This window comes from Sphingomonas sp. R86521, assembly GCF_042466235.1.
Lineage (GTDB): Bacteria > Pseudomonadota > Alphaproteobacteria > Sphingomonadales > Sphingomonadaceae > Sphingomonas.
In genome coordinates, this window is the sequence record NZ_JAXHBY010000001.1 from 1,460,423 (window position 1) to 1,480,710 (window position 20,288).

Here is a 20,288-nt window from a genome sequence, read left to right on the forward strand (position 1 = left end):
CAGACCTCAGCTTCAGCGCAACAGGAGCGCGCATCCTCATGTTTTCCGGATCCATCCCCGCGCTCGTCACCCCGTTCGCGCCCGACGGCAGCGTCGACGAACCCGCATATCGCGACCTGATCGAATGGCAGATCGCGGAAGGGTCGTCGGCGCTGTGCGCCTGCGGCACCACCGGCGAGGCCGCGACGCTGTCGTACGAGGAGCATTTCGACGTCGTCCGCATCTGCGTCGACCAGACCCGCGGCCGCGTTCCGGTGATCGCCGGCGCGGGCTCCAACGACACAAAGGTCGCGGCGAGCAACCTGCAGGCCGCGAAGGACGCCGGCGCCGACGCCGCGCTGATGGTCCCGCCCTATTACAACCGCCCGTCGCAGGAGGGCATTTTCCAGCATTTCGCCGCGCTGGGCGACACTGCGCCGCTGCCGATCATCCTCTACAACGTGCCCGCGCGCACGGTGACCGACATCCAGCCGGCGACGCTCGCGCGTATCGTTACGGCCTATCCCACGATCTTCGTCGGCGTGAAGGATGCCAGCGGCGTCCTCGCCCGCGTGTCGCAGCACCGTGCGTCGTGCGGGCCGGACTTCACGCAGCTATCGGGTAACGACGACCTCGCGCTCGCGTTCGACGCGATGGGCGGCACCGGCTGCATCTCGGTCAGCGCCAACGTCGCGCCGCGGCTGTGCGCCGAGTTCCAGGCGGCCTGCCAGGCCGGGGATTTCGTCACCGCGCTGGCGTATCAGGACAAGCTGTATCCGCTCCACGAGGCGCTGTTCACCGACGCGTCGCCGGGCCCGGTGAAATACGCGATGACCAAGGTGCGCAGCGGTTTCCCCGAAACGCTCCGGCTGCCGATGACGCCAGCGAATGCAGCGTCGCGCGCCGCCGTCGACGCCGCGCTGGCGCACGCCGGCCTCGCCTGACCCACGCCGCCCCGTCGCCAACCTTACGTCATCCTGACGAAAGTCAGGACCCAGGGTTACGGGCGGTAACGTCCTGGGCTCTGGGTCCTGACTTTCGTCAGGATGACGGGCTAGGCTTTCGTTACCCCTGGGGCTTTCGCTACCCCTGGGCTTTCGCTGCCATCGCTTCGCGCCTACATCGCCCCCATGTCGCGCCCAAAGCCACCCACCTTCGAGAAGACCAAGATCGTCGCCGAGAACCGGCGCGCGCGGTATGATTATTACATCGAGCAGGTGTTCGAGGCGGGGATCGCGCTGACCGGCACCGAGGTGAAGGCGCTGCGTGGCGGCGAGGGATCGATCGCCGAGGCCTATGCCGAGGTGAAGGGCAACACCGTCCAGCTGGTCAATTCGAACATCCCCGAATTCAGCCACGGCAACCGCTTCAACCACGAGCCCAAGCGGCCGCGGAAGCTGCTGCTGCACGAACGCGAGATCAACAAGATGCACGGCGCGGTCGCGCGTCAGGGCATGACGCTCGTGCCGTTGATGATCTATTTCAATTCCAAGGGCCGCGCGAAAGTCGAACTCGCGCTCGCCAAGGGCAAGCAGAACCACGACAAGCGCGATTCGGTGAAGGAACAGGACTGGAAGCGCGAACAGGGCCGCATCATGCGCGACCGCGGCTGATCATCGGGGTTCGGTGGCGATGACCGGCTGGCAACGTTTCGGCGCCTGGAGCAGGCGCAACCTGCCGACGCGCGAGTCGATGGAAAGCAACCGCCTGCTGCGCCCGGTCGCGCACCGCGTCCTGGCCCCCGAACTGTGGCGCTTCACCCGCCGTTCGGTCCCGCGCGGCGTTGCGCTCGGGATGATCGCCGGGATCCTCGTCCCGGTCGCGCAGACCCCCGTCGCCGCGCTGTTCGCGCTGCCGTTCCGCGCTAACGTGCCGACCGCCGCGCTGACCACCTTCGTCACCAACCCGCTGACCACGCCGCCGATCTGGGTGCTCGCCTATTGGATCGGTCGCTGGCTGCTGCGGCTCGATGCGCATGTGCCGGGCCAGCCGGTCGCCGATGCCGCCGCGCATACCGGCTGGATCCCGTGGCTGATGCAGGCCGGCCCCGCGACAGCGCTGGGGCTGATCGTAATCGCGGTCGTCTCGGCGGTCGCCGGCTATGCGCTCAGCGCGCTCGGCTGGCGGGTCTGGATCGCGCGCAAGTGGCGACATCGTCACACAAGATACGACAATTGACGAAGCGTGCTATCGGCGTAGAACACGCGGCATCCTGACTTCCTGTTCGAGGACCATCGATGCGCACGCCGATCCTGACTGCCCTTCTGCTCGTCTCCATCTCGACCATCGCGATCGCCCAGCGCACCCCGACTAAAGCCGCTGCGCCGACCGCCGCCGCAACCGGCCCGGTCGCACCCAAGGATGCCAACAAGCCGCAGATCGGCGATTTCGGCTTCGACATGGCGGGCCGCGATACCACCGTGACGCCGGGCACCGACTTCTTCGACTATGCCAACGGCACCTGGGTCAAGAACACGCCGATCCCGCAGGATCGTTCGTCCTATGGCATGTTCCACGTCCTCCAGGACCTGTCGCTGGAGCGCACCCGTACCATCCTCGATGGGTCGGCGAAGATCCCCAACGACAAGGTCGGGACGTTCTATACCAGCTTCATGGACCAGGCCGCGGTCGACGCGAAGGGCGCCGGGCCCGTCAAGCCGTGGCTCGCCGCGATCAAGGCCACGCGCGACAAGACCGCGCTCGCAACCGAGATCGCGAAGCTCCAGCGCCAGGGGGCAGGGGGCCTGGTCGGCGTCGGCGTCGGCCAGGACGACAAGGATCCGACCAGCTACGCCGTCAATTTCGGCCAGGCCGGGCTCGGTCTTCCCGACCGCGATTATTACCTGAAGGACGACGCCAAGCTCGCGACCGTCCGCACCGCCTACCAGGCCTATCTGGCGCAGATGCTGACGCTGGCGGGCGAGCCCAACGCCGCTGCCCGCGCCGCCGCGGTGTTCGGCATGGAGAAGGCGCTGGCGACCGCGCACTGGACCCGCATCGAAAGCCGCGACGCCGACAAGACCTACAACAAGTGGACCGCCGCCGATTTCGCCGCAAAGGCGCCGGGCTTCCCCTGGGCGCAGTACATGACCGCGATGGGCGTGTCGGGCCGTCCCTTCTACCTCGTCGCCCAGCCCAGCGCGCTGACCGGCGAGGCCAAGGTCTATGCCGACACCCCGATCGCGGTGCTGCAGGACTTCGCGATGCTGAAGGTGCTGCGCTCGTTCGCGCCGTATCTGTCGAGCAACTTCGACAAGGCGAACTTCGCCTTCTACGGCACCACTTTGTCGGGCACGCCCGAGCAGCAGCCGCGCTGGAAGCGTGGCGTCTCGACCGTATCGGGCGCGCTGGGCGAGGCGATCGGCCAGCAGTATGTCGCGAAGTATTTCCCGCCCGAGGCCAAGGCGACCGCCGACCAGCTCGTCAAGAACGTCATCGCCGCGATGGGCGACCGCCTGCGCAACCTCGCCTGGATGGCGCCCGAGACCAAGACCAAGGCGCTCGCCAAGCTCGCCGCGTTCACGCCCAAGATCGGCTATCCCGACAAGTGGCGCGACTATTCGGCGCTGACGATCCAGCCGGGCGATCTGGTCGGCAACGTCGCGCGCGCCAACGCGTTCGAATATGACCGCGATCTCAAGAAGCTGGGCCAGCCGATCGACCGCGGCGAATGGTTCATGACGCCGATGACGATCAACGCCTACGCCAACCCGACGATGAACGAAGTCGTGTTCCCGGCCGCGATCCTGCAGCCGCCGTTCTTCGATCCGAAGGCCGACCCGGCGGTCAATTACGGCGGGATCGGCGCGGTGATCGGTCACGAGATCAGCCATCACTTCGACGACCAGGGGCGCAAATACGACCTCAACGGCAAGTTGACGGACTGGTGGACGCCGCAGGACGTCGCAAAGTTCAAGGTCTTCACCGACGCGCTCGTGAAGCAGTACGACGCGTACGAGCCGCTGCCCGGCCAGCACATCCAGGGCGGTCTTACGCTCGGCGAGAACATCGCCGATCTCGCCGGCCTGACGGTGGCGTACGACGCGTATCACAAGTCGCTCGGCGGCAAGCCTGCACCGATCATCGACGGCACCACCGGCGACCAGCGCTTCTATTACGGCTGGGCCGGCGTCTGGCGCACCAAGTTCCGCGACGCAGCGCTGCAGCAGACGTTGCTGTCCGACCCGCATTCGCCGGGCCACCAGCGCGTCCTGACGGTCCGCAACCTCGACCCCTGGTACGCCGCGTTCGGTGCCAAGCCCGGCGAGAAGAGCTACCTCGCCCCCGAAGCCCGCGTCCGCATCTGGTAAACACGCCTTTTCGTCATCCTGACGAAAGTCAGGACCCAGGGTTACGAGCGGCGCGCTTGTAACCCTGGGTCCCGGGTCAAGCCCGGGATGACGGCGAATTTAGGAGAGTCCCATGAAGTCCCTGATCGCCGCGAGCCTGCTCGCCGCCACCGCCGTCGCAGGCGTCACCGCAGCCACCTCGCAAAGCGCGAACCCCAAGAGCACCGGCGCCCAATACGGCACCTTCGGCTTCGACGAAAAAGGCATGGACCGCGCGGTCCAGCCCGGTGACAATTTCTACGCCTTTGCCAACGGCACCTGGGCGAAGGACACGCCGATCCCCGCCGACAAGGCGAACTACGGCGCCTTCAACCTGCTGTCCGACCTGTCGGAAAGCCGTACCCGCGGCATTCTCGATACCGCCGCCAAGGACTCCAATTCGAAGATAGGCCGCGCCTATTCCACCTTCCTCGATCGCCCGGCGATCGACGCGAAGGGCTTGGCACCGATCCAGCCCTGGCTCGCCAAGGTGAAGGGCGCCACCCGCGCGAGCTATCCCGCGCTTGTCGCCGAAGCCTCGCGCGCCGGCATCAGCGGACCGTTCGGCGCCTATGTCGGCCAGGACGACAAGCTCCCCGAAATCTACGCGCTGTCGATCAGCCAGGCGGGGCTGGGGATGCCCGACCGCGACTATTATCTCGGCACCGATGCCAAGCTGGTCGAGACCAAGACCGCGTACCAGGCGCACATCGCCAAGATGCTGACGCTGGCCGGCGAACCCAACGCCGCCGCCCGCGCCGCCGCGCTGGTCGCGTTCGAGACCGAGATCGCACGCGTCAGCTGGACCCGCATCGACAGCCGCGACGCCACCAAGACCTACAACAAGATGTCCGTCGCCGATCTCGCAAGGGCCGCGCCAGGATTCGACTTCGCGACCTATTTCAAGGGTATCGGCACCCCCGTCGACACGCTGATCGTATCGCAGCCGACCGCGGTCGCCGGCATCGCCAAACTCGTCGCGGCAGCGCCGATCGGCGTCATTCAGGACCAGCTGATCCTGCGCTCGCTCGACCAATATGCCGACGTCCTGCCAAAGGCGTTCGACGACGAACAGTTCGCCTACTCCGGCACCGTGCTGTCGGGCACCCCCGAGCAGGAAGCCCGCTGGAAGCGCGGCGTCCAGTTCACCAGCGACGCGCTCGGCGACGACGTCAGCAAGCTCTACGTCGCGCAGTATTTCCCGCCCGAGACCAAGGCCGCGGCCGATACGCTGGTCAAGAACGTGCTCGCCGCGATGGGCAAGCGTATCGATACGCTCGAGTGGATGGCGCCCGAAACCAAGGTCAAGGCGCACGCCAAGCTCGCCGCCTTCACCCCCAAGATCGGCTACCCCAGCCAGTGGAAGGATTACGGCAACCTCGCGATCACGAAGGGCGATGCGTTCGGCAATGAATGGCGCGCCAACGAATGGGCGCACCAGTACAACGTCGGCCATCTCGGCAAGCCGTTGCAGCGCTGGGAGTGGGGGATGACCCCGATGACGGTCAACGCCTATGCCAATTTCGGCATGGTCGAGATCGTGTTCCCCGCCGCGATCCTGCAGCCACCGTTCTTCGATCCGAAGGCGGACCCCGCGGTCAATTACGGCGGCATTGGCGCGGTGATCGGGCACGAGCTCAGCCATCATTTCGACGACCAGGGCGCCAAGTACGACGCGCACGGCCAGCTGACCGACTGGTGGACGCCCAAGGACGTCGCCAACTTCAAGGCGCTGACCGGCAAGCTCGGCGCGCAGTACGACGCCTATGAACCGCTGCCCGGCCTGCACGTGAAGGGTCAGCTGACGATGGGCGAGAACATCGCCGATCTGGCGGGCCTGACCGTGGCCTATGACGCGTACCACAAGGCGCTCGGCGGCAAGACCCCGGCGGTGATCGACGGCTTTACCGGCGACCAGCGCTTCTATCTCGGTTGGGCGCAGGTTTGGCGGCGCAGCTACCGCGAGGCGAACCTGCGCCAGCGCCTGCTGACCGACCCGCACTCGCCCTCCGAACAGCGCGCCTCGGTCGTCCGCAACCTCGACCCCTGGTACGCGGCGTATCAGCCGAAGCCGGGCCAGAAGCTGTTCCTGACCCCCGAACAGCGCGTCCGGATCTGGTAGAGGCCGAGCTTTCGTAAACCCCGCCCGCAAACCAATCCCCTCCGTCACCCTGAACTCGTTTCAGGGTCCACTAAGCGGCAGGCGCACCGACCGGCTCTGGCCCGAACGCGCGCCTCACGGTGGATGCTGAACCGAGTTCAGCATGACGGAGGCGGGTGCACGTACCGATCCCGCTTGACGCTCCGCCCCCCTAGGGGGGAAGACCGCACCAATGGCCTCGCTACCCCAGACCACCCCCTCCATGCGCAACGCCGCGCTGATCGCCGGTGCGTCGGCGGTCGCCGCCGCCTTGCTCGTCCTGCTGCTGGTCGGCAGCGTCGTGGCTGCAACCGGTTTTCTAGCGGCCGGGATCATCGCCGGCGGAGCGGTAATCGCATGGCGCACGCTCACCCCCGCCGACGCCGGTGCCCCGCGCCCGATCGACTGGGACTTCGCGCGTGCGATCGCGCAGGCCAGCACCGACGCCGTCGCCGTCACCGATCGCGCCGGCCGGCTGGTGTGCGCCAACGACGCTTATGAACACGTCTTCGCCGGCTTTCCGACCCCGCCCGGCCTGCCGCTCGACGACGCAGGGATCGCCGCGCTCGGCGATGCCGGTCGCGCAGCATGGCGCGACGGTGCCGCGCGCGCGGACCGCCTGGCGACGTCGACCGCGCGGCTGTCGGTCCTGGTGACCCGCGCCGGCGACGAGGCCGACATGCTGGTCTGGCGTTTCGTCACGACGCAGGAGGACGACCTTGCCGAGACCGCGAACCTGCTGATCTCGGGTCCGACCGGCGACCGGCTGGGCGGCAGCGGTATCATGATCGCGCTGATCTCGCCCGACGGCCGGGTCCGCTCGGCCAACCGCGTGCTCCGCGTCCGCGCCCTCGGGCAGGACGGCGGCAACCTTGGCGGCGATATCGAGGGGCGTGATTTCGCCCGCTTCCTGATCACCGACAGCCGCGGCCTGGTCCGCTTCGAACGCGAAGGGCTGGGCGGCACCCCGCTGCGCGTCCTCCAGATCCCGTTCATCGACGGCGACGACGCCCCTGTCCTCGTCGTCCTGCTGGACGAGGAAGAGGACGCGCCCGCGATCGGCGCCAGCGCGTCGGCGCACGTCCGCAGCCTGGTCAGCCTGATGCCGTTCGGCATGGCGCTGGTCGATCGCGACGGCCGTTTCCTGCAAATGAACGATTCGTTCCTGCGCGCGGCCGGCGTCACCGGCGCCGCCCCGCCGCTCTACCCGGGCGACCTGGTGGTGCGCGAGGACAAGGCCGCGGTTGCGGATGCGATCCGCCGCTTCGCCAGCGGCGCGACGCATTCGACCGACATGGCGGTCCGGCTCAAGGATCACCCAGACGAACCGGTCGCGCTGACCATCGCCGGCGCGCGAGGACTGGGCGACGCATCGGTGCTGCTGAGCCTGAAGGACAACAGCGAGGAATCGCGCCTGAAGCGCGAAGTGGCACAGGCCACCAAGATGCAGGCGGTCGGCCAGCTTGCCGGCGGCGTCGCGCACGACTTCAACAACATCCTGACCGCGATCATCGGCCACTGCGACCTGATGCTGATGCGCCATTCGCCAGGCGACAGCGATTACGACGACATCCAGCAGATCCGCACCAACTCCAACCGTGCCGCCGGCCTGACCCGCCAGCTGCTCGCGTTCAGCCGCCAGCAGACGCTGCGCCCGCAGATACTCCAGCTGCCCGACGTCGTCTCCGAAGTCTCGAACCTGCTGAAGCGGCTGATGGGCGAGAACGTCCGCCTCGACATGACTCACGGCCGCAACCTGGGCCCCGTACGCGCCGATCCGGGCCAGCTCGAACAGGTCGTCGTCAACCTCGCGGTCAACGCGCGCGACGCGATCCTTGCCGCCAATCCGCGCGGGGGCGGCACCCTGTCGATCAGCACGCGCGCGGTGTCATCGGCCGACGTCCGCCAGATGGCCTCCGACATCCTGCCCGTCGCCGACTATACCGCGCTGGTCGTGCACGACACCGGCGCGGGCATCGCGCCCGACATCCTGCCGAAGATCTTCGAGCCGTTCTTCACCACCAAGGAATTCGGCAAGGGTACGGGGCTAGGCCTCTCCACCGTCTACGGGATCGTCAAGCAGTCCGGCGGCTACATCTTCGCCGACTCGAACCCGGGGCAGGGTGCGACCTTCACCATGTACCTCCCGGTCCACGCCGCGCCCGCCGCGCCCCGGCTTGCGGCCCCCAAGATCGCGATCAGGCCCGCCGATCTGTGGGGCACCGGCACGATCCTGCTGGTCGAGGACGAGGACATGGTCCGCGCCGTCGCCGAACGCGCGCTGACGCGGCAGGGCTATAGCGTGCTGACCGCCGAGAATGGCGAGATCGGGCTGCAGGTGCTCGAGAAGCACGGCCGCCCCGACCTTCTCGTTAGCGACGTCGTGATGCCGACGATGGACGGCCCCACCATGGTGCGGCGGGCGCGCGCGAAATATCCCGATCTGCCGGTGCTGTTCATGTCCGGCTATGCCGAGGAGCAGCTGCGCAAGTCGATCGACCTCGACAACGTCGCGTTCCTGCCGAAGCCGTTTTCGGTGCAGCAGCTCGCCGAGGCGGCACGGGACGTGCTCGCCGGGCGGTGAGTCGAACAAGTTGTTGGCGTTGCGCAACAATCATGGGTAGAGCGCCGTGATGAACGCTATGCCGCAGATTCTGATCGTCGAGGACGAGCCCCTGATCGCGATGATGCTCGAGGATTTCCTCGAAGTCCTCGGCAAGGGGGTCGCCGGCAGCGTCGACACCGTCGCCGACGCGCTCGCAAGGATCGAACAGGGCGGGATCGACGGTGCGATCCTCGACGTGAACCTGCGCAGTGGCGAAAAGAGCATGCCGGTCGCCGAGGCGCTCGCCGCCAGGGGCGTCCCGTTCGTGTTCGCGACCGGTGGCGGCGACGACGGTCTCGACCCGCGCTTCCGCGACCGGCCACGGTTGCAGAAGCCGTTCACGATGGACGGCGTCGCGCAGGCCCTCGACGCGCTCTAAACCGGTACCGGCTACCAGTACTGTGCAGAATGTCGCGCAACACTCTTGCGCTGATACCCCCTGCCGCGACATAGGCGTGCGCCATGACCCGCACATTCGATAAATCCCGCCTGCCCAGCCGCCATGTTTCGGTCGGACCCGAGCGCGCCCCGCATCGTAGCTATTACTATGCGATGGGCCTAGACGAGGAGCAGATCGCCCGGCCGTTCGTCGCGCTCGCCTCGGCCGGCAACAACTCGGCGCCCTGCAACACCACGCTCGATGCGCAGGCCGATGCCGCGCAACGCGGCGTGATCGAGGGCGGCGGGATGCCGCGCCGCTTCAACACCATCACCGTGACCGACGGCATCGCGATGGGCCATCAGGGCATGAAGTCCAGCCTCGTCAGCCGCGAGGTCATCGCCGATTCGGTCGAACTCAGCGTCCGCGGCCATTGCTACGACGCAATCGTCGCGTTCGCCGGCTGCGACAAGTCGCTGCCCGGCATGATGATGGCGATGCTCCGCCTCAACGTCCCCGGCATCTTCGTCTATGGCGGCTCGATCATGCCCGGCCGCTACCAGGACCGCGACGTCACCGTGGTCGACGTGTTCGAGGTCGTCGGCAAATACGCCGCCGGCGCCTGCCCGCTGTCCGAGGTCCACGCGTTGGAAAAGGTCGCATGCCCAGGCCACGGCGCGTGCGGCGGCCAGTACACCGCCAACACCATGGCCTGCGTCGCCGAGGCGATCGGCCTGTCGCTGCCCAATTCCAACATGGTCCCCGCGCCCTACAGCACGCGCGAACAGATCGCCGTCGCGGCGGGCGCGCAGGTCATGGAATGCCTCGCCGACAACCTCCGCCCGCGCGACATCTGCACGCGCGAGGCGTTCATCAACGCCGCCCGCGTGGTCGCGGCAACCGGCGGCTCGACCAACGCCGCGCTGCATCTGCCGGCGATGGCGCATGAAGCCGGAATCGAGTTCGACCTGTTCGACGTCGCCGAGATCTTCAAGACTACGCCGTACATCGCCGACCTCAAGCCCGGCGGCAAATACGTCGCCAAGGACATGTACGAGGCCGGCGGCGTCTACATGCTGATGAAGACGATGCTGAGTGGCGGCCTGCTCGACGGCAACTGCAAGACCGTGACCGGCAAGACGCTCGGCGAGAACATAGACCAGGTGACGTGGAACCCGGACCAGAAGGTGATCTACGACATCGCCACGCCGATCACCCCGACCGGCGGCGTCGTCGGTCTGCGTGGCAGCCTGGCACCCGACGGCGCGATCGTGAAGGTCGCCGGCCTCCACCGGCTCCAGTTCACCGGCCCGGCGCGGGTGTTCGACTGCGAGGAGGATTGCTTCGCCGCGGTCGAAAACCGCCTGATCAACGAAGGCGAAGTCATCGTCATCCGCTACGAAGGCCCCAAGGGCGGCCCCGGCATGCGCGAGATGCTGTCGACCACCGCCGCGCTCTACGGCCTCGGCATGGGCGAGAGCGTCGCGCTGATTACCGACGGTCGCTTCTCGGGCGGCACCCGCGGCTTCTGCATCGGCCATGTCGGCCCGGAAGCGGCCGACGGCGGCCCGATCGCGCTGGTCGAGAACGGCGACATCATCCGCATCGACGCCGAGGCCGGGACCATCGACCTCGACGTCGCCGAGGACGTCATGACCGAGCGCCGGAAGAACTGGGTGCCGCGGAGCAACGATTACCAGTCGGGCGCACTGTGGCGCTATGCGAAGACGGTGGGTCCGGCCTACAAGGGCGCGGTCACCCACCCCGGAGCCGCTGCCGAAACCCATGTCTACGCGGATATCTAGCGCGGTCCTGTTCCTCACGCTTGCGTCCTGCGGGCGCGAGCAGCCCGCCAATACGCAGGTCCTCGCGCAGGTCGAGGCGCAGGCGCGCACCGATGCCGCCGACAGCGGCCGCATCCTGTGCGCGCGGAACGGCGCCACGCTGACCCGCGACTGCACGATCGAGCAGAGCCAGGGGCAGGACGGGCTGGTACTGACGGTCAGCCATCCCGACGGGGCGTTCCACCGACTGCTGGTGACGACCGACGGCCGCGGCGTCGTCGCCGCCGACGGTGCCGAGGTCGCGAAGGTGACGGTAGTCGGCGCCGACGGCATCGAGGTCGCGCTCGGCGGCGACCGCTACCGCCTGCCGGCGACGATCAAGGGCGCGCGGTGAACCGAATCGAAGGGATGCCGATCGTCACCGCCGCGCAGATGCGCGCCGCGGAACACGCGACCGGCGAGAGCGTCACCACCCTGATGGAGCGCGCCGGCACCGCGATCGCCGAAGCCGTGCGCCGTCTGGCCGGCGACAGCGAAATCCTGATCCTGTGCGGCCCCGGTAACAACGGCGGCGACGGCTATGTCGCGGCACGTGTGCTGGCCGCGGGCGGGGCAAGGGTGCGCGTGGCCACGCTAGCGGAACCGAAGACCGACGCGGCAAAGGCGGCAAGGGCAGGGTGGTCGGGCCTCGTCGAGACATTCGCCGACGCGGCCCCGGCGCCGATCCTGGTCGAAGCCCTATTCGGCACCGGCCTGACACGCCCTCTCGACACCCCCGACCGTTCCCCGGCGAAGGCGGGGGCCCAGTTGGGCAACGCGATCGATAGCCCGCAAGCCTCCCCCAACTGGGCCCCGGCCTCCGCCGGGGAACGGTCCGTTGCCAACGAACGCCCAGCTATCAACCGTTCCCCGGCGGAAGCCGGGGCCCAGCTAGAACCCAGCAGCGATAGCTCACGGCAACCCTGGGCCCCCGCCTTCGCGCGGGAACGGCGGTTCGCGGGGGAACAGGGGATCGTGGAAAAACTCCACCACCTCGCCACCGCCGCGCACCTGACGATCGCGATCGACCTCCCCAGCGGCCTCGCCACCGACACCGGCGCAGCCCTCAGCACGCCCCCCGTCTTCGACATCACCCTCGCGCTCGGAGCCGTAAAGCCAGTCCACCTCCTCCAACCCGCCGCGCGCTATTGCGGAGAAATCCGCCTCCTGGACATCGGCATCCCCATCGCCAGCGACGCCTACGTCCTCGAAGCCCGGGACCTCCCGAACCCCGGTCCCGACGCGCACAAATACACCCGCGGCATGGTCGCGATCATCGCCGGCGACATGCCCGGCGCCTCCGAACTCGCCGCGCTCGCGGCGATGCACGCCGGTGCCGGCTACGTCACGCTGCTCGGCGACACCCAGGGCCCCCCGCACGCGCTCGTCCGCGCGGCCTTCAGCGATGACGCGCTCGCCAACGACCGCATCGGCGCGCTGGTCATCGGCCCCGGCCTCGGCCGCAGCGACCATGCGCGCGCGCTGCTCGATGCTGCGCTCGCCACCGCCCATCACCTCGTCATCGACGGCGACGCGCTCCGACTGCTCGATCCCGCCCGCATCGCCGCGCTGACCGTGAGCGCCATCCTCACCCCCCATTCCGGCGAGTTCGACGCGCTGTTCGGCAAATCCAACGCCGACAAGATCACCCGAGCCCGCGACGCCGCCAAGGCCGCCGACGCCATTGTCGTCTTCAAAGGCGCCGACACTGTCATCGCCGCCCCCGACGGCCGCGTCCGCATCGCGCCGCGTTCCAGCGACTGGCTCAGCACCGCCGGCACCGGCGACGTCCTCGCCGGCGCGATCGGCGCGATGCTCGCTGCAGGTCTCGACGCACTCGACGCCGCCGCCGCCGGCGTGTGGCTCCACGCCGACGCCGCCCGCCGGCTCGGCCCCGCCTTCATCGCCGACGACCTAGCTCTCGCCCTACAAAAAGCCCGCGCCTCCCTATGACCGACGACACCATCATCCGCATCGCCGCGCGCGGCGACGGCATCACCGCCGACGGCCGCCACGCCGCCCTCTCCGCGCCTGGCGACACGCTCGCCGCCGACAGCACGCTGACGCACGGACCGCATCACCAGGTGCCGCCCTGCATCCATTTCCCGACCTGCGGCGGCTGCCAGCTCCAGCAGCTCGACGACCAGAGCTATGCCGAGTTCGTCGTGGATCGCATCGCCTCCGCGCTCGACGGGCAGGGCATCGCCACCACGATCCGAGAACCCCACATCTCGCCGCCGCGCACCCGTCGTCGCGCCACCCTCCACGCCGAAGCCAAGGGCGGCCGCATCACGCTCGGTTTCGCCGAGGAGAAATCGCACGCAATCGTCGACATCAGGGAATGCTGGATCCTCGACCCGCGGCTGTTCGCGCTGGTCGCACCACTGCGCGTCCTGCTCCGAAAGCTGAACTTCAAGCGCCGTGGCGACATCCACCTGACGCTCGCCGACCAGGGCCCCGACATCCTGATCACCGGCTTCGCGCCCGACGGCCTGCCCGCCGCCGAAGCGCTGGTCGCATTCTGCGAAACTCATGGAATCGCCCGCGTCGCATTCGATGACGGCCTTGGTCCGGAAACCCGCTGGGAACCCGATGCCTGCACGATCACGCTCGGCGGCGTCCCCGTGCCGCTACCGCCGGCCTCGTTCCTGCAGGCGACCGTCGACGGCGAGGCGGCGCTGACCGCCGCAGTCCTCGACGCGATCGGCAAGCCCGCCACCGTCGCCGACCTGTTCGCCGGTCTCGGCACCTTCACGCTGGCGATTCCCGCCAAGGTCTACGCGGCGGAAGCCGGCCGCGACGCACTCGGATCGCTGAAGGCCGGCGCCAACGCCGCGCGTCGAGCCGTCTTCCCCGAACACCGCGACCTCTATCGCCGCCCGCTGACCGTGGCCGAACTCGACCGCTTCGACGCCGTCGTACTCGATCCGCCGCGCTCCGGCGCACGCGAACAGATCGTCGCGCTGGCGGCGAGCAAGACGCCGGTCATCGCCTATGTCTCGTGCAACCCGGCCACCTTCGCCCGCGATGCCAAGGACCTGTACGATGCCGGCTGGCAGATCGACTGGATCCAGCCGGTCGGCCAGTTCCGCTGGTCGACCCACGTCGAACTCGCGGCGAAGTTCACCCGCTCTTCGTCCGCCGCCTCTTCGTCATCCTGACGAAAGTCAGGACCCAGAGTCACAAGCGCCGCGCTCCGTAACTCTGGATCCTGGGTCAAGCCCAGGATGACGGCGGATGGGTAGGCCGCCTCCCGCCGCCGCTTCGTCCGCCGCCTCTTCGTCATCCTGACGAAAGTCAGGACCCAGGGTCACAGGCGCTCCGCCCCGTAACTCTGGGTTCCAGTTCAAGCCCGGGATGACGGCGGAGGGTAGACCGCCTCGACAAAAAACAACCCATCCGGCGGCGCATTCAGCCCCAGCTTCGCCCGATCCTTCGCCGCCAGCGCCGCAGCCACATCCCCGACCGCCCAGCGCCCCATCCCCACCAGAGCCAGGCACCCGACCATCGACCGCACCTGGTGATGCAGGAACGACCGCGCCGCAGCCTCGATCGTCACCCGGTCCCCGCGGCGCACCACCTCCAGCCGGTCGAGCGTCTTGACCGGACTCGCCGACTGGCAATGCGCCGACCGGAACGTCGTGAAGTCATGCAGCCCCACCAACGCCCGCGCCGCCTCCGCCATCGCTTCCGCGTCCAACGGCTGCGGCACCTGCCAGGCCAGCCCCGCCTCGACCGTCAGCGGCGCCCGCCGGTTGACGATGACGTATTCATACGCCCGCCCGATGCACGAGAACCGCGCATGCCAGTCCTCCGCGACGACCTCGCACGCCAGCACCGCCACTGGCGCCGGCCGCAGCCGCGCGTTCAGCGCCTCCATCAACCGGAACGGTGCGATCGCTTTCTCGATATCGACATGCGCCCGCATCGCGCGCCCGTGCACGCCCGCATCGGTCCGCCCCGCGCCGTGTACCGCGACGGTCTCGCCGGTCACCGCGAACACCGCGTCTTCCAGCGCGGCCTGCACGGTCGCGCCGTGGGTCTGGCGCTGCCATCCCATGAACGGCCGGCCGTCGAACTCCACCGTCAGCGCGAACCGCGTCAAAGCTGGGTACCGGACCGGATCGGAAAACCGCGCAGAAACTCTTCGGTCGACGAGATCCCGCGTCCGGCCCGCTGGACCAGCGTTGGCCGGATCGCGCCGTCGCCGCACCCGATCGTCAGCGCGGCATCGACCGTCAGTCCGTCGCCACCTGGAAAGGTGAAGGGCAGCACATCCGCCGCCAGCACCTTCACCCGCTCGCCCGCGACCTCGAACCATGCCCCCGGTGCCGGGTTCATCGCCCGCACCAGCCGCTCGACCGCGCGCGCGCTCTGCGTGAAATCGATCCGCGCCTCCGCCTTGTCGATCTTCGCGGCATAGGTGACGCCGTCCTCGGGCTGCGGCCGGGCAGGGTGGGCGTCCAGGTCCCCGATCACCTCGACCATCAACCGCCCGCCCATCGCCGCCAGCTCGGCAGTCAACTCACCCGCGGTCTTGCCTGCGATCGGCGTCCGCCCCTCCAGCCGCACCGGCCCGGTATCGAGCCCGGCCTCCATCTGCATGATCCCGACACCGGTCTCGGCGTCCCCGGCGAGGATGGTGCGCTGCACCGGCGCCGCCCCGCGCCACCGCGGCAACAGCGATCCATGCACGTTCAGGCATCCGTGCACCGGCGCATCCAGCACCGCGCGCGGCAGGATCAGGCCGTACGCCGCGACCACCGCCACATCGGCCCCGAACGCGGCGAACTCGGCCTGCACCTCGGCCGTCTTCAACGACACCGGCGAGCGCACTGCGATTCCCAAAGCCTCGGCACGCGCCTGCACCGGCGACGGCACCAGCGCCCGGCCGCGCCGCCCGCCCGGCCGCGCCGGTTGGCAATAGGCCGCGACGACATCGTGCCCGGCCTCGACCAGGGCATCCAGAACCGGCACCGCGAAGTCCGGCGTTCCCATGAAAACGATCCGCATGCGACTCCCCGAACACGCTGGCGGAGGGCGATGCAACCCCCTATCTGTTCTCGATGGCATCCCCCGAGATCGAGGCGCTGACGCAAGCCCTGGCGCGACTTCCCGGCCTCGGCCCCCGTTCCGCACGCCGCGCCGTGCTCCATCTGCTCAAGAAGCGCGAGGCGGCGCTCGGCCCGTTGCGCGAGGCGCTGACCGCGGTCGACGAACGGCTCGAGAATTGCAGCGAATGCGGTAATATCGATACCACCAATCCCTGTGCGATCTGCGCCGACCCCCGCCGCGACCAGCGCGCGCTCTGCGTCGTCGAAGAGGTCGCCGACCTCTGGGCACTCGACCGCTCGCGGTTGTTCCCCGGGCGCTTCCACGTCCTCGGCGGCCGCCTGTCCGCGCTTGAGGGTATCCGCCCCGAGGATCTCAGTATCGACAGCCTGGTCCGCCGCATCGAAGCCGGCGGAATCGACGAGGTCGTCCTCGCGATGAATGCGACACTAGAGGGTCAGACCACCGCCCACTACATAGCCGACCGCATCGAACGCTTCCCGGTACGCGTCACCCAGCTTGCGCACGGCCTGCCAGTCGGCGGCGAACTCGACTATCTCGACGAGGGTACGCTGGCCCAAGCGTTGCGTGCGCGGCGTCCCGTCGGCTGAGGCCATGGCTTGACGCTGGCCCTCGCGTTTCCTAGCTCGCGCGGATGGCCGTCCTCCCAATCGTAGAAGTCCCCGACCCGCGCCTGCGCCTGGTCTCCAAGCCCGTCGAGACGATCGACGATTCGACGCGCGCGTTCGTCGCCGACATGATCGAGACGATGTACGATGCGCACGGCATCGGCCTCGCCGCAATCCAGGTCGGCGTCGACCAGCGCATCCTCGTGATCGACCTTCAGGACGAGGTCGAGACCGACGAGGACGGCAAGGAAACCCCGATCCGCGACCCACGCGCGTACATCAACCCGGAAATCCTGTCGGTCGGCGACGAGAGCAAGATCTACAACGAGGGCTGCCTCTCGATCCCCGAGCAATATGCCGAGGTCGCACGCCCTGCATCGTGCCGCGTCCGCTGGCAGGACGAGACCGGCGCTTCTCACGAGGAGTATCTCGACGGCCTGCTCTCGACCTGCATGCAGCACGAGATCGACCATCTCAACGGCGTGCTCTTCATCGACCATATCAGTCGCCTGAAGCGCGACATGGTCATGAAGAAGCTCGCCAAGATGCGCCGCGCAGGCTGACCCCCACACCTCCGTCATCCTGACGAAAGTCAGGACCCAGGGTCCCAAACGATACCGCCCGTAACTCTGGGTCCCGGCTTTCGCCGCGATGACGGTATTAGGTAAAGCTGACCTCCAGCGCCTCCAACCCCGCGATCTCCGCCCGAACCCGCTGCCCCGCGCGGATCGGCCCGACCCCCGCGGGCGTGCCCGTAAAGATCAGATCCCCCGGCGCCAGTTCGACATAGGTCGACAGCACCGCGATGATCTCGGCCACGCTCCAGATCATCATCGACAGGTCGCCCGACTGCCGCCCCTCGCCGTCGATGGTCAGCGCGATCCGTCCAGTCTCGGGCGGCGCCCCCGGGGTCAGTGCCGCGATCGGCGCCGATCGGTCGAAACCCTTCGCCATGTCCCATGGTCGCCCGGCCTTCTTCGCCACCGCCTGCAGGTCGCGGCGCGTCAGGTCGATCCCGACCGCGCTGCCATAGATCAGCCCCGGCGCGTCCTTCGCATCGACATCGCTCCCGCCCGCAGCGAGCGCGACCACCAGTTCGACCTCGTGGTGCAAATCGTCGGTCCGCACCGGGAAGGGCAGGGTGGCGCCATTCTCCACGACCGCGTTGGCGGGTTTGGCGAAGAAGAACGGCTGCTGCCGGTCCGGATCATTGCCCATCTCACGCGCATGGTCGGCGTAATTCTGCCCAACGCAGAATATCCGCCGCACCGGAAACCGCTCGGCGGACCCGGCGATGGCGATGGTGGGGACGACGACGACAGGAAGCATGAACGGTCTCCTCGGGTTGCCCGGCGATTGCACCCGCGACCTTCGCTTTGCAATCGCGCCGGCGCGGAACGTCCCGCCTGCGCGCGGGTTACCCAATCGAGATCAAGGAGATACCGCATGTCCAATACCCCCGTCCGCTACGATCCGTCGATCGAGACGATCGCCCCCGACGAGGCCGAGACGATCGCGGGGCTCAACGAGAGCTTCCAGGAAATCCTGGAAACGACGTCGAAGGACTATGGCCATGCGGTCCGTGCGGTCCATGCCAAGGCGCACGGCATTGCACGCGGCACATTAACCATCGCGGCGAACCTGCCGCCCCAGCTTGCGCAGGGTATCTTTGCGACCCCCGGCACGCACGAGGCGGTGATCCGCATCTCGACCAACGCCGGCGATATCCTCGACGACAGCGTCAGCCTGCCGCGCGGCCTCGCGCTGAAGATCCTCGACGTGGATGGCGACCGCCTGCCGGGGTCGGAGGGCAACGCCACGCAGGACTTCATCATGGTCAACGGCCCGGCCTTCTCGGCGCCCGATGCCAAGGCGTTCGGCAAGAACCTCAAGCTGCTGACCAAGACCACCGACCGGTTCGAGGGCGTTAAGAAGGCGATGTCGGCAACCTTCCGGGTCGTCGAATCCGCGCTGGAGGCGGTCGGCGGCGAATCGGCGACGCTCAAGACGCTCGGCGGTGCCGCGCCGGTCCATCCACTGGGTGAGACCTATTACACGCAGACGCCGTTCCGCTACGGCGATTACGTCGCCAAGCTGGCGCTGTTCCCGGTCTCGCCGGGGCTGACGCGGCTGACAGGCGACCTGGTCGATGTCACCGCGCGTCCCGACGCATTGCGTGAGGTCGTCCGCGATGAGATGATCGAGCATGGCGGTACCTGGGAGCTGCGCGTGCAGCTCAACACCGATCTCGACGCGATGCCGATCGAGGATGCGAGCGTCGTATGGGACGACAAGGCAAGCCCGTTCGTCACCGTCGCCACGCTCGAAGTCCCGCCGCAGCTTAGCTGGGAACATGGCGCCACCGAGCGTACCGACGACGCGCTGGTCTACAGCGTCTGGGACGGCGTCACGGCACACCAGCCGCTCGGCGGCGTCAACCGCGCCCGCAAATCCCCGTATGAGCTCTCGTCGCAGTTCCGCGGCCAGTTCAACGGCTGCCCGGTCCACCAGCCAAAGAGCTTGTCCGAACTTGTCTGAGGCCCGTTCCCTCAAGCTGTTTCATGTCAGCGACGTGCATTTCGGTGCGGAGGACCCGGCGGCGATCGCCTGGTTCTCCGCGCTGGTGACCGAAGAGCGCCCCGACGCGGTGATCATGACGGGCGACCTGACGATGCGCGCGACTAAGGACGAGTTCCAGCGTGGCGGCGACTGGCTGCGGTCGCTTGGCGTCCCCGTGACGCTGGAAGTCGGCAATCACGACATCCCCTACTACTGGGACCCGTTCCGCCGCCTGTTCGCGCCGTACCAGCGCTATGCGGCGGTCGAGACGATGATCGAGAAGCCGCTCGACCTGCCCGGCATGACGGTGGTCCCGCTGAAGACCACCGCACGCGCGCAGTGGCGCTGGAACTGGTCGAAAGGCCGGGTCAGCCCGGGCTCGCTGCAACGCGCGCTGGCGATGATCGCCGATGCGCCGAAGGGCAACCTGATCTTCGTAGCCGCGCACCATCCGTTGATCGAGGGCGGCACCACCGGCACCGCACGCACCCGCCACGGTGACAGCGCATTGACCGCGCTCGCCGAAGCCGGCGCGCACGCGGTGCTGTCGGGTCATGTTCACGACCCCTTCGACGTGCCCGTCGACCGCGCCGGCCGCATTGTCCGCATGATCGGTGCCGGCACGCTGTCGAAGCGCACCCGCGGCAGCCCGCCCGCCTTCAACGAAATCCGCATCGACGGCGGCAGGTTCGAGACGCTGGCACGGACGCTGTCACCCGAAGCCAAGCACGTCCTGCACGGCTGAGGAGAGGCTGGCGGTCCGGGATCGCTCGTCTCGCTCGGCCGTTCCGACC

Annotated in this window: 18 protein-coding genes; 15 read left to right on the top strand and 3 right to left on the bottom strand. The window is 68.4% G+C overall.

The window, feature by feature from the left end; all coding sequences use genetic code 11:
* The first annotated feature begins 38 nt into the window (after window positions 1-38).
* The 11 genes from dapA (at window position 39) to SJY20_RS06875 (ending at window position 14,415) form a co-directional block, all read left to right on the top strand.
* On the top strand, window positions 39-923 hold the full coding sequence (gene dapA, locus SJY20_RS06825; RefSeq protein ID WP_380785881.1) for a 4-hydroxy-tetrahydrodipicolinate synthase: 885 nt from the start codon (window positions 39-41) through the stop codon (window positions 921-923).
* Window positions 924-1,109: 186 nt separating this feature from the next.
* Entirely contained in the window at window positions 1,110-1,592 is a 483-nt protein-coding gene (gene smpB / locus SJY20_RS06830; protein WP_147082763.1) for an SsrA-binding protein SmpB, read from the top strand.
* A 19-nt stretch (window positions 1,593-1,611) separates the two neighbouring features.
* On the top strand, window positions 1,612-2,157 hold the full coding sequence (locus SJY20_RS06835; protein WP_380785882.1) for a DUF2062 domain-containing protein: 546 nt from the start codon (window positions 1,612-1,614) through the stop codon (window positions 2,155-2,157).
* 59 nt (window positions 2,158-2,216) lie between these two features.
* On the top strand, window positions 2,217-4,289 hold the full coding sequence (locus tag SJY20_RS06840; RefSeq protein ID WP_380785884.1) for a M13 family metallopeptidase: 2,073 nt from the start codon (window positions 2,217-2,219) through the stop codon (window positions 4,287-4,289).
* 112 nt (window positions 4,290-4,401) lie between these two features.
* Complete coding sequence (locus SJY20_RS06845; RefSeq protein ID WP_380785886.1) at window positions 4,402-6,429, top strand: M13 family metallopeptidase; 2,028 nt, start codon at window positions 4,402-4,404, stop codon at window positions 6,427-6,429.
* Window positions 6,430-6,640: 211 nt separating this feature from the next.
* Complete coding sequence (locus tag SJY20_RS06850) at window positions 6,641-9,031, top strand: response regulator (protein WP_380785887.1); 2,391 nt, start codon at window positions 6,641-6,643, stop codon at window positions 9,029-9,031.
* A 49-nt stretch (window positions 9,032-9,080) separates the two neighbouring features.
* Entirely contained in the window at window positions 9,081-9,431 is a 351-nt protein-coding gene (locus tag SJY20_RS06855; protein ID WP_380785889.1) for a response regulator, read from the top strand.
* An 83-nt stretch (window positions 9,432-9,514) separates the two neighbouring features.
* Window positions 9,515-11,236 (top strand): dihydroxy-acid dehydratase, encoded by a 1,722-nt coding sequence (ilvD, locus tag SJY20_RS06860; protein WP_380785891.1) that lies wholly within the window; start codon window positions 9,515-9,517, stop codon window positions 11,234-11,236.
* Window positions 11,217-11,609 (top strand): hypothetical protein, encoded by a 393-nt coding sequence (locus SJY20_RS06865; RefSeq protein ID WP_380785893.1) that lies wholly within the window; start codon window positions 11,217-11,219, stop codon window positions 11,607-11,609. The genes ilvD and SJY20_RS06865 overlap by 20 nt, the downstream gene beginning before the upstream one ends.
* On the top strand, window positions 11,606-13,207 hold the full coding sequence (locus SJY20_RS06870) for an NAD(P)H-hydrate dehydratase (RefSeq protein ID WP_380785894.1): 1,602 nt from the start codon (window positions 11,606-11,608) through the stop codon (window positions 13,205-13,207). Before SJY20_RS06865 ends, SJY20_RS06870 begins: the two co-directional genes overlap by 4 nt.
* A complete protein-coding gene (locus SJY20_RS06875; protein WP_380785896.1) occupies window positions 13,204-14,415 on the top strand; it encodes a class I SAM-dependent RNA methyltransferase in 1,212 nt (403 codons plus the stop codon). Before SJY20_RS06870 ends, SJY20_RS06875 begins: the two co-directional genes overlap by 4 nt.
* Before the next feature lie 185 nt (window positions 14,416-14,600).
* On the opposite strand, the gene truA is transcribed toward SJY20_RS06875, so the two are convergent.
* Together truA and fmt are read right to left on the bottom strand one after the other, a co-directional pair.
* On the bottom strand, window positions 14,601-15,359 hold the full coding sequence (truA, locus tag SJY20_RS06880) for a tRNA pseudouridine(38-40) synthase TruA (RefSeq protein WP_380785897.1): 759 nt from the start codon (window positions 15,357-15,359) through the stop codon (window positions 14,601-14,603).
* The gene (fmt, locus tag SJY20_RS06885) at window positions 15,356-16,267 is read right to left on the bottom strand and encodes a methionyl-tRNA formyltransferase (protein ID WP_380785899.1); all 912 of its coding nucleotides are present in this window, start codon (window positions 16,265-16,267) and stop codon (window positions 15,356-15,358) included. The genes truA and fmt overlap by 4 nt, the downstream gene beginning before the upstream one ends.
* A gap of 53 nt (window positions 16,268-16,320) precedes the next feature.
* Between fmt and recR the strand changes: the two genes are divergently transcribed.
* Both recR and def read left to right on the top strand, forming a co-directional pair.
* Window positions 16,321-16,917, top strand: coding sequence for a recombination mediator RecR (gene recR / locus SJY20_RS06890; protein ID WP_380785900.1), 597 nt, complete (start codon window positions 16,321-16,323; stop codon window positions 16,915-16,917).
* 44 nt (window positions 16,918-16,961) lie between these two features.
* Window positions 16,962-17,498: a peptide deformylase gene (def, locus tag SJY20_RS06895; RefSeq protein WP_380785902.1), complete on the top strand. Its 537-nt coding sequence runs from the start codon at window positions 16,962-16,964 to the stop codon at window positions 17,496-17,498.
* Between the two features lie 97 nt (window positions 17,499-17,595).
* Here the strand turns inward: def and SJY20_RS06900 are convergent, their stop codons facing one another.
* Window positions 17,596-18,264 (bottom strand): fumarylacetoacetate hydrolase family protein, encoded by a 669-nt coding sequence (locus SJY20_RS06900; RefSeq protein ID WP_380785903.1) that lies wholly within the window; start codon window positions 18,262-18,264, stop codon window positions 17,596-17,598.
* A 117-nt stretch (window positions 18,265-18,381) separates the two neighbouring features.
* Here SJY20_RS06900 and SJY20_RS06905 point away from each other — a divergent pair, with 117 nt between their 5' ends.
* Together SJY20_RS06905 and SJY20_RS06910 are read left to right on the top strand one after the other, a co-directional pair.
* Entirely contained in the window at window positions 18,382-19,473 is a 1,092-nt protein-coding gene (locus SJY20_RS06905; RefSeq protein ID WP_380785904.1) for a catalase family protein, read from the top strand.
* On the top strand, window positions 19,466-20,239 hold the full coding sequence (locus SJY20_RS06910) for a metallophosphoesterase family protein (protein ID WP_380785905.1): 774 nt from the start codon (window positions 19,466-19,468) through the stop codon (window positions 20,237-20,239). Before SJY20_RS06905 ends, SJY20_RS06910 begins: the two co-directional genes overlap by 8 nt.
* Window positions 20,240-20,288 lie beyond the last annotated feature (49 nt).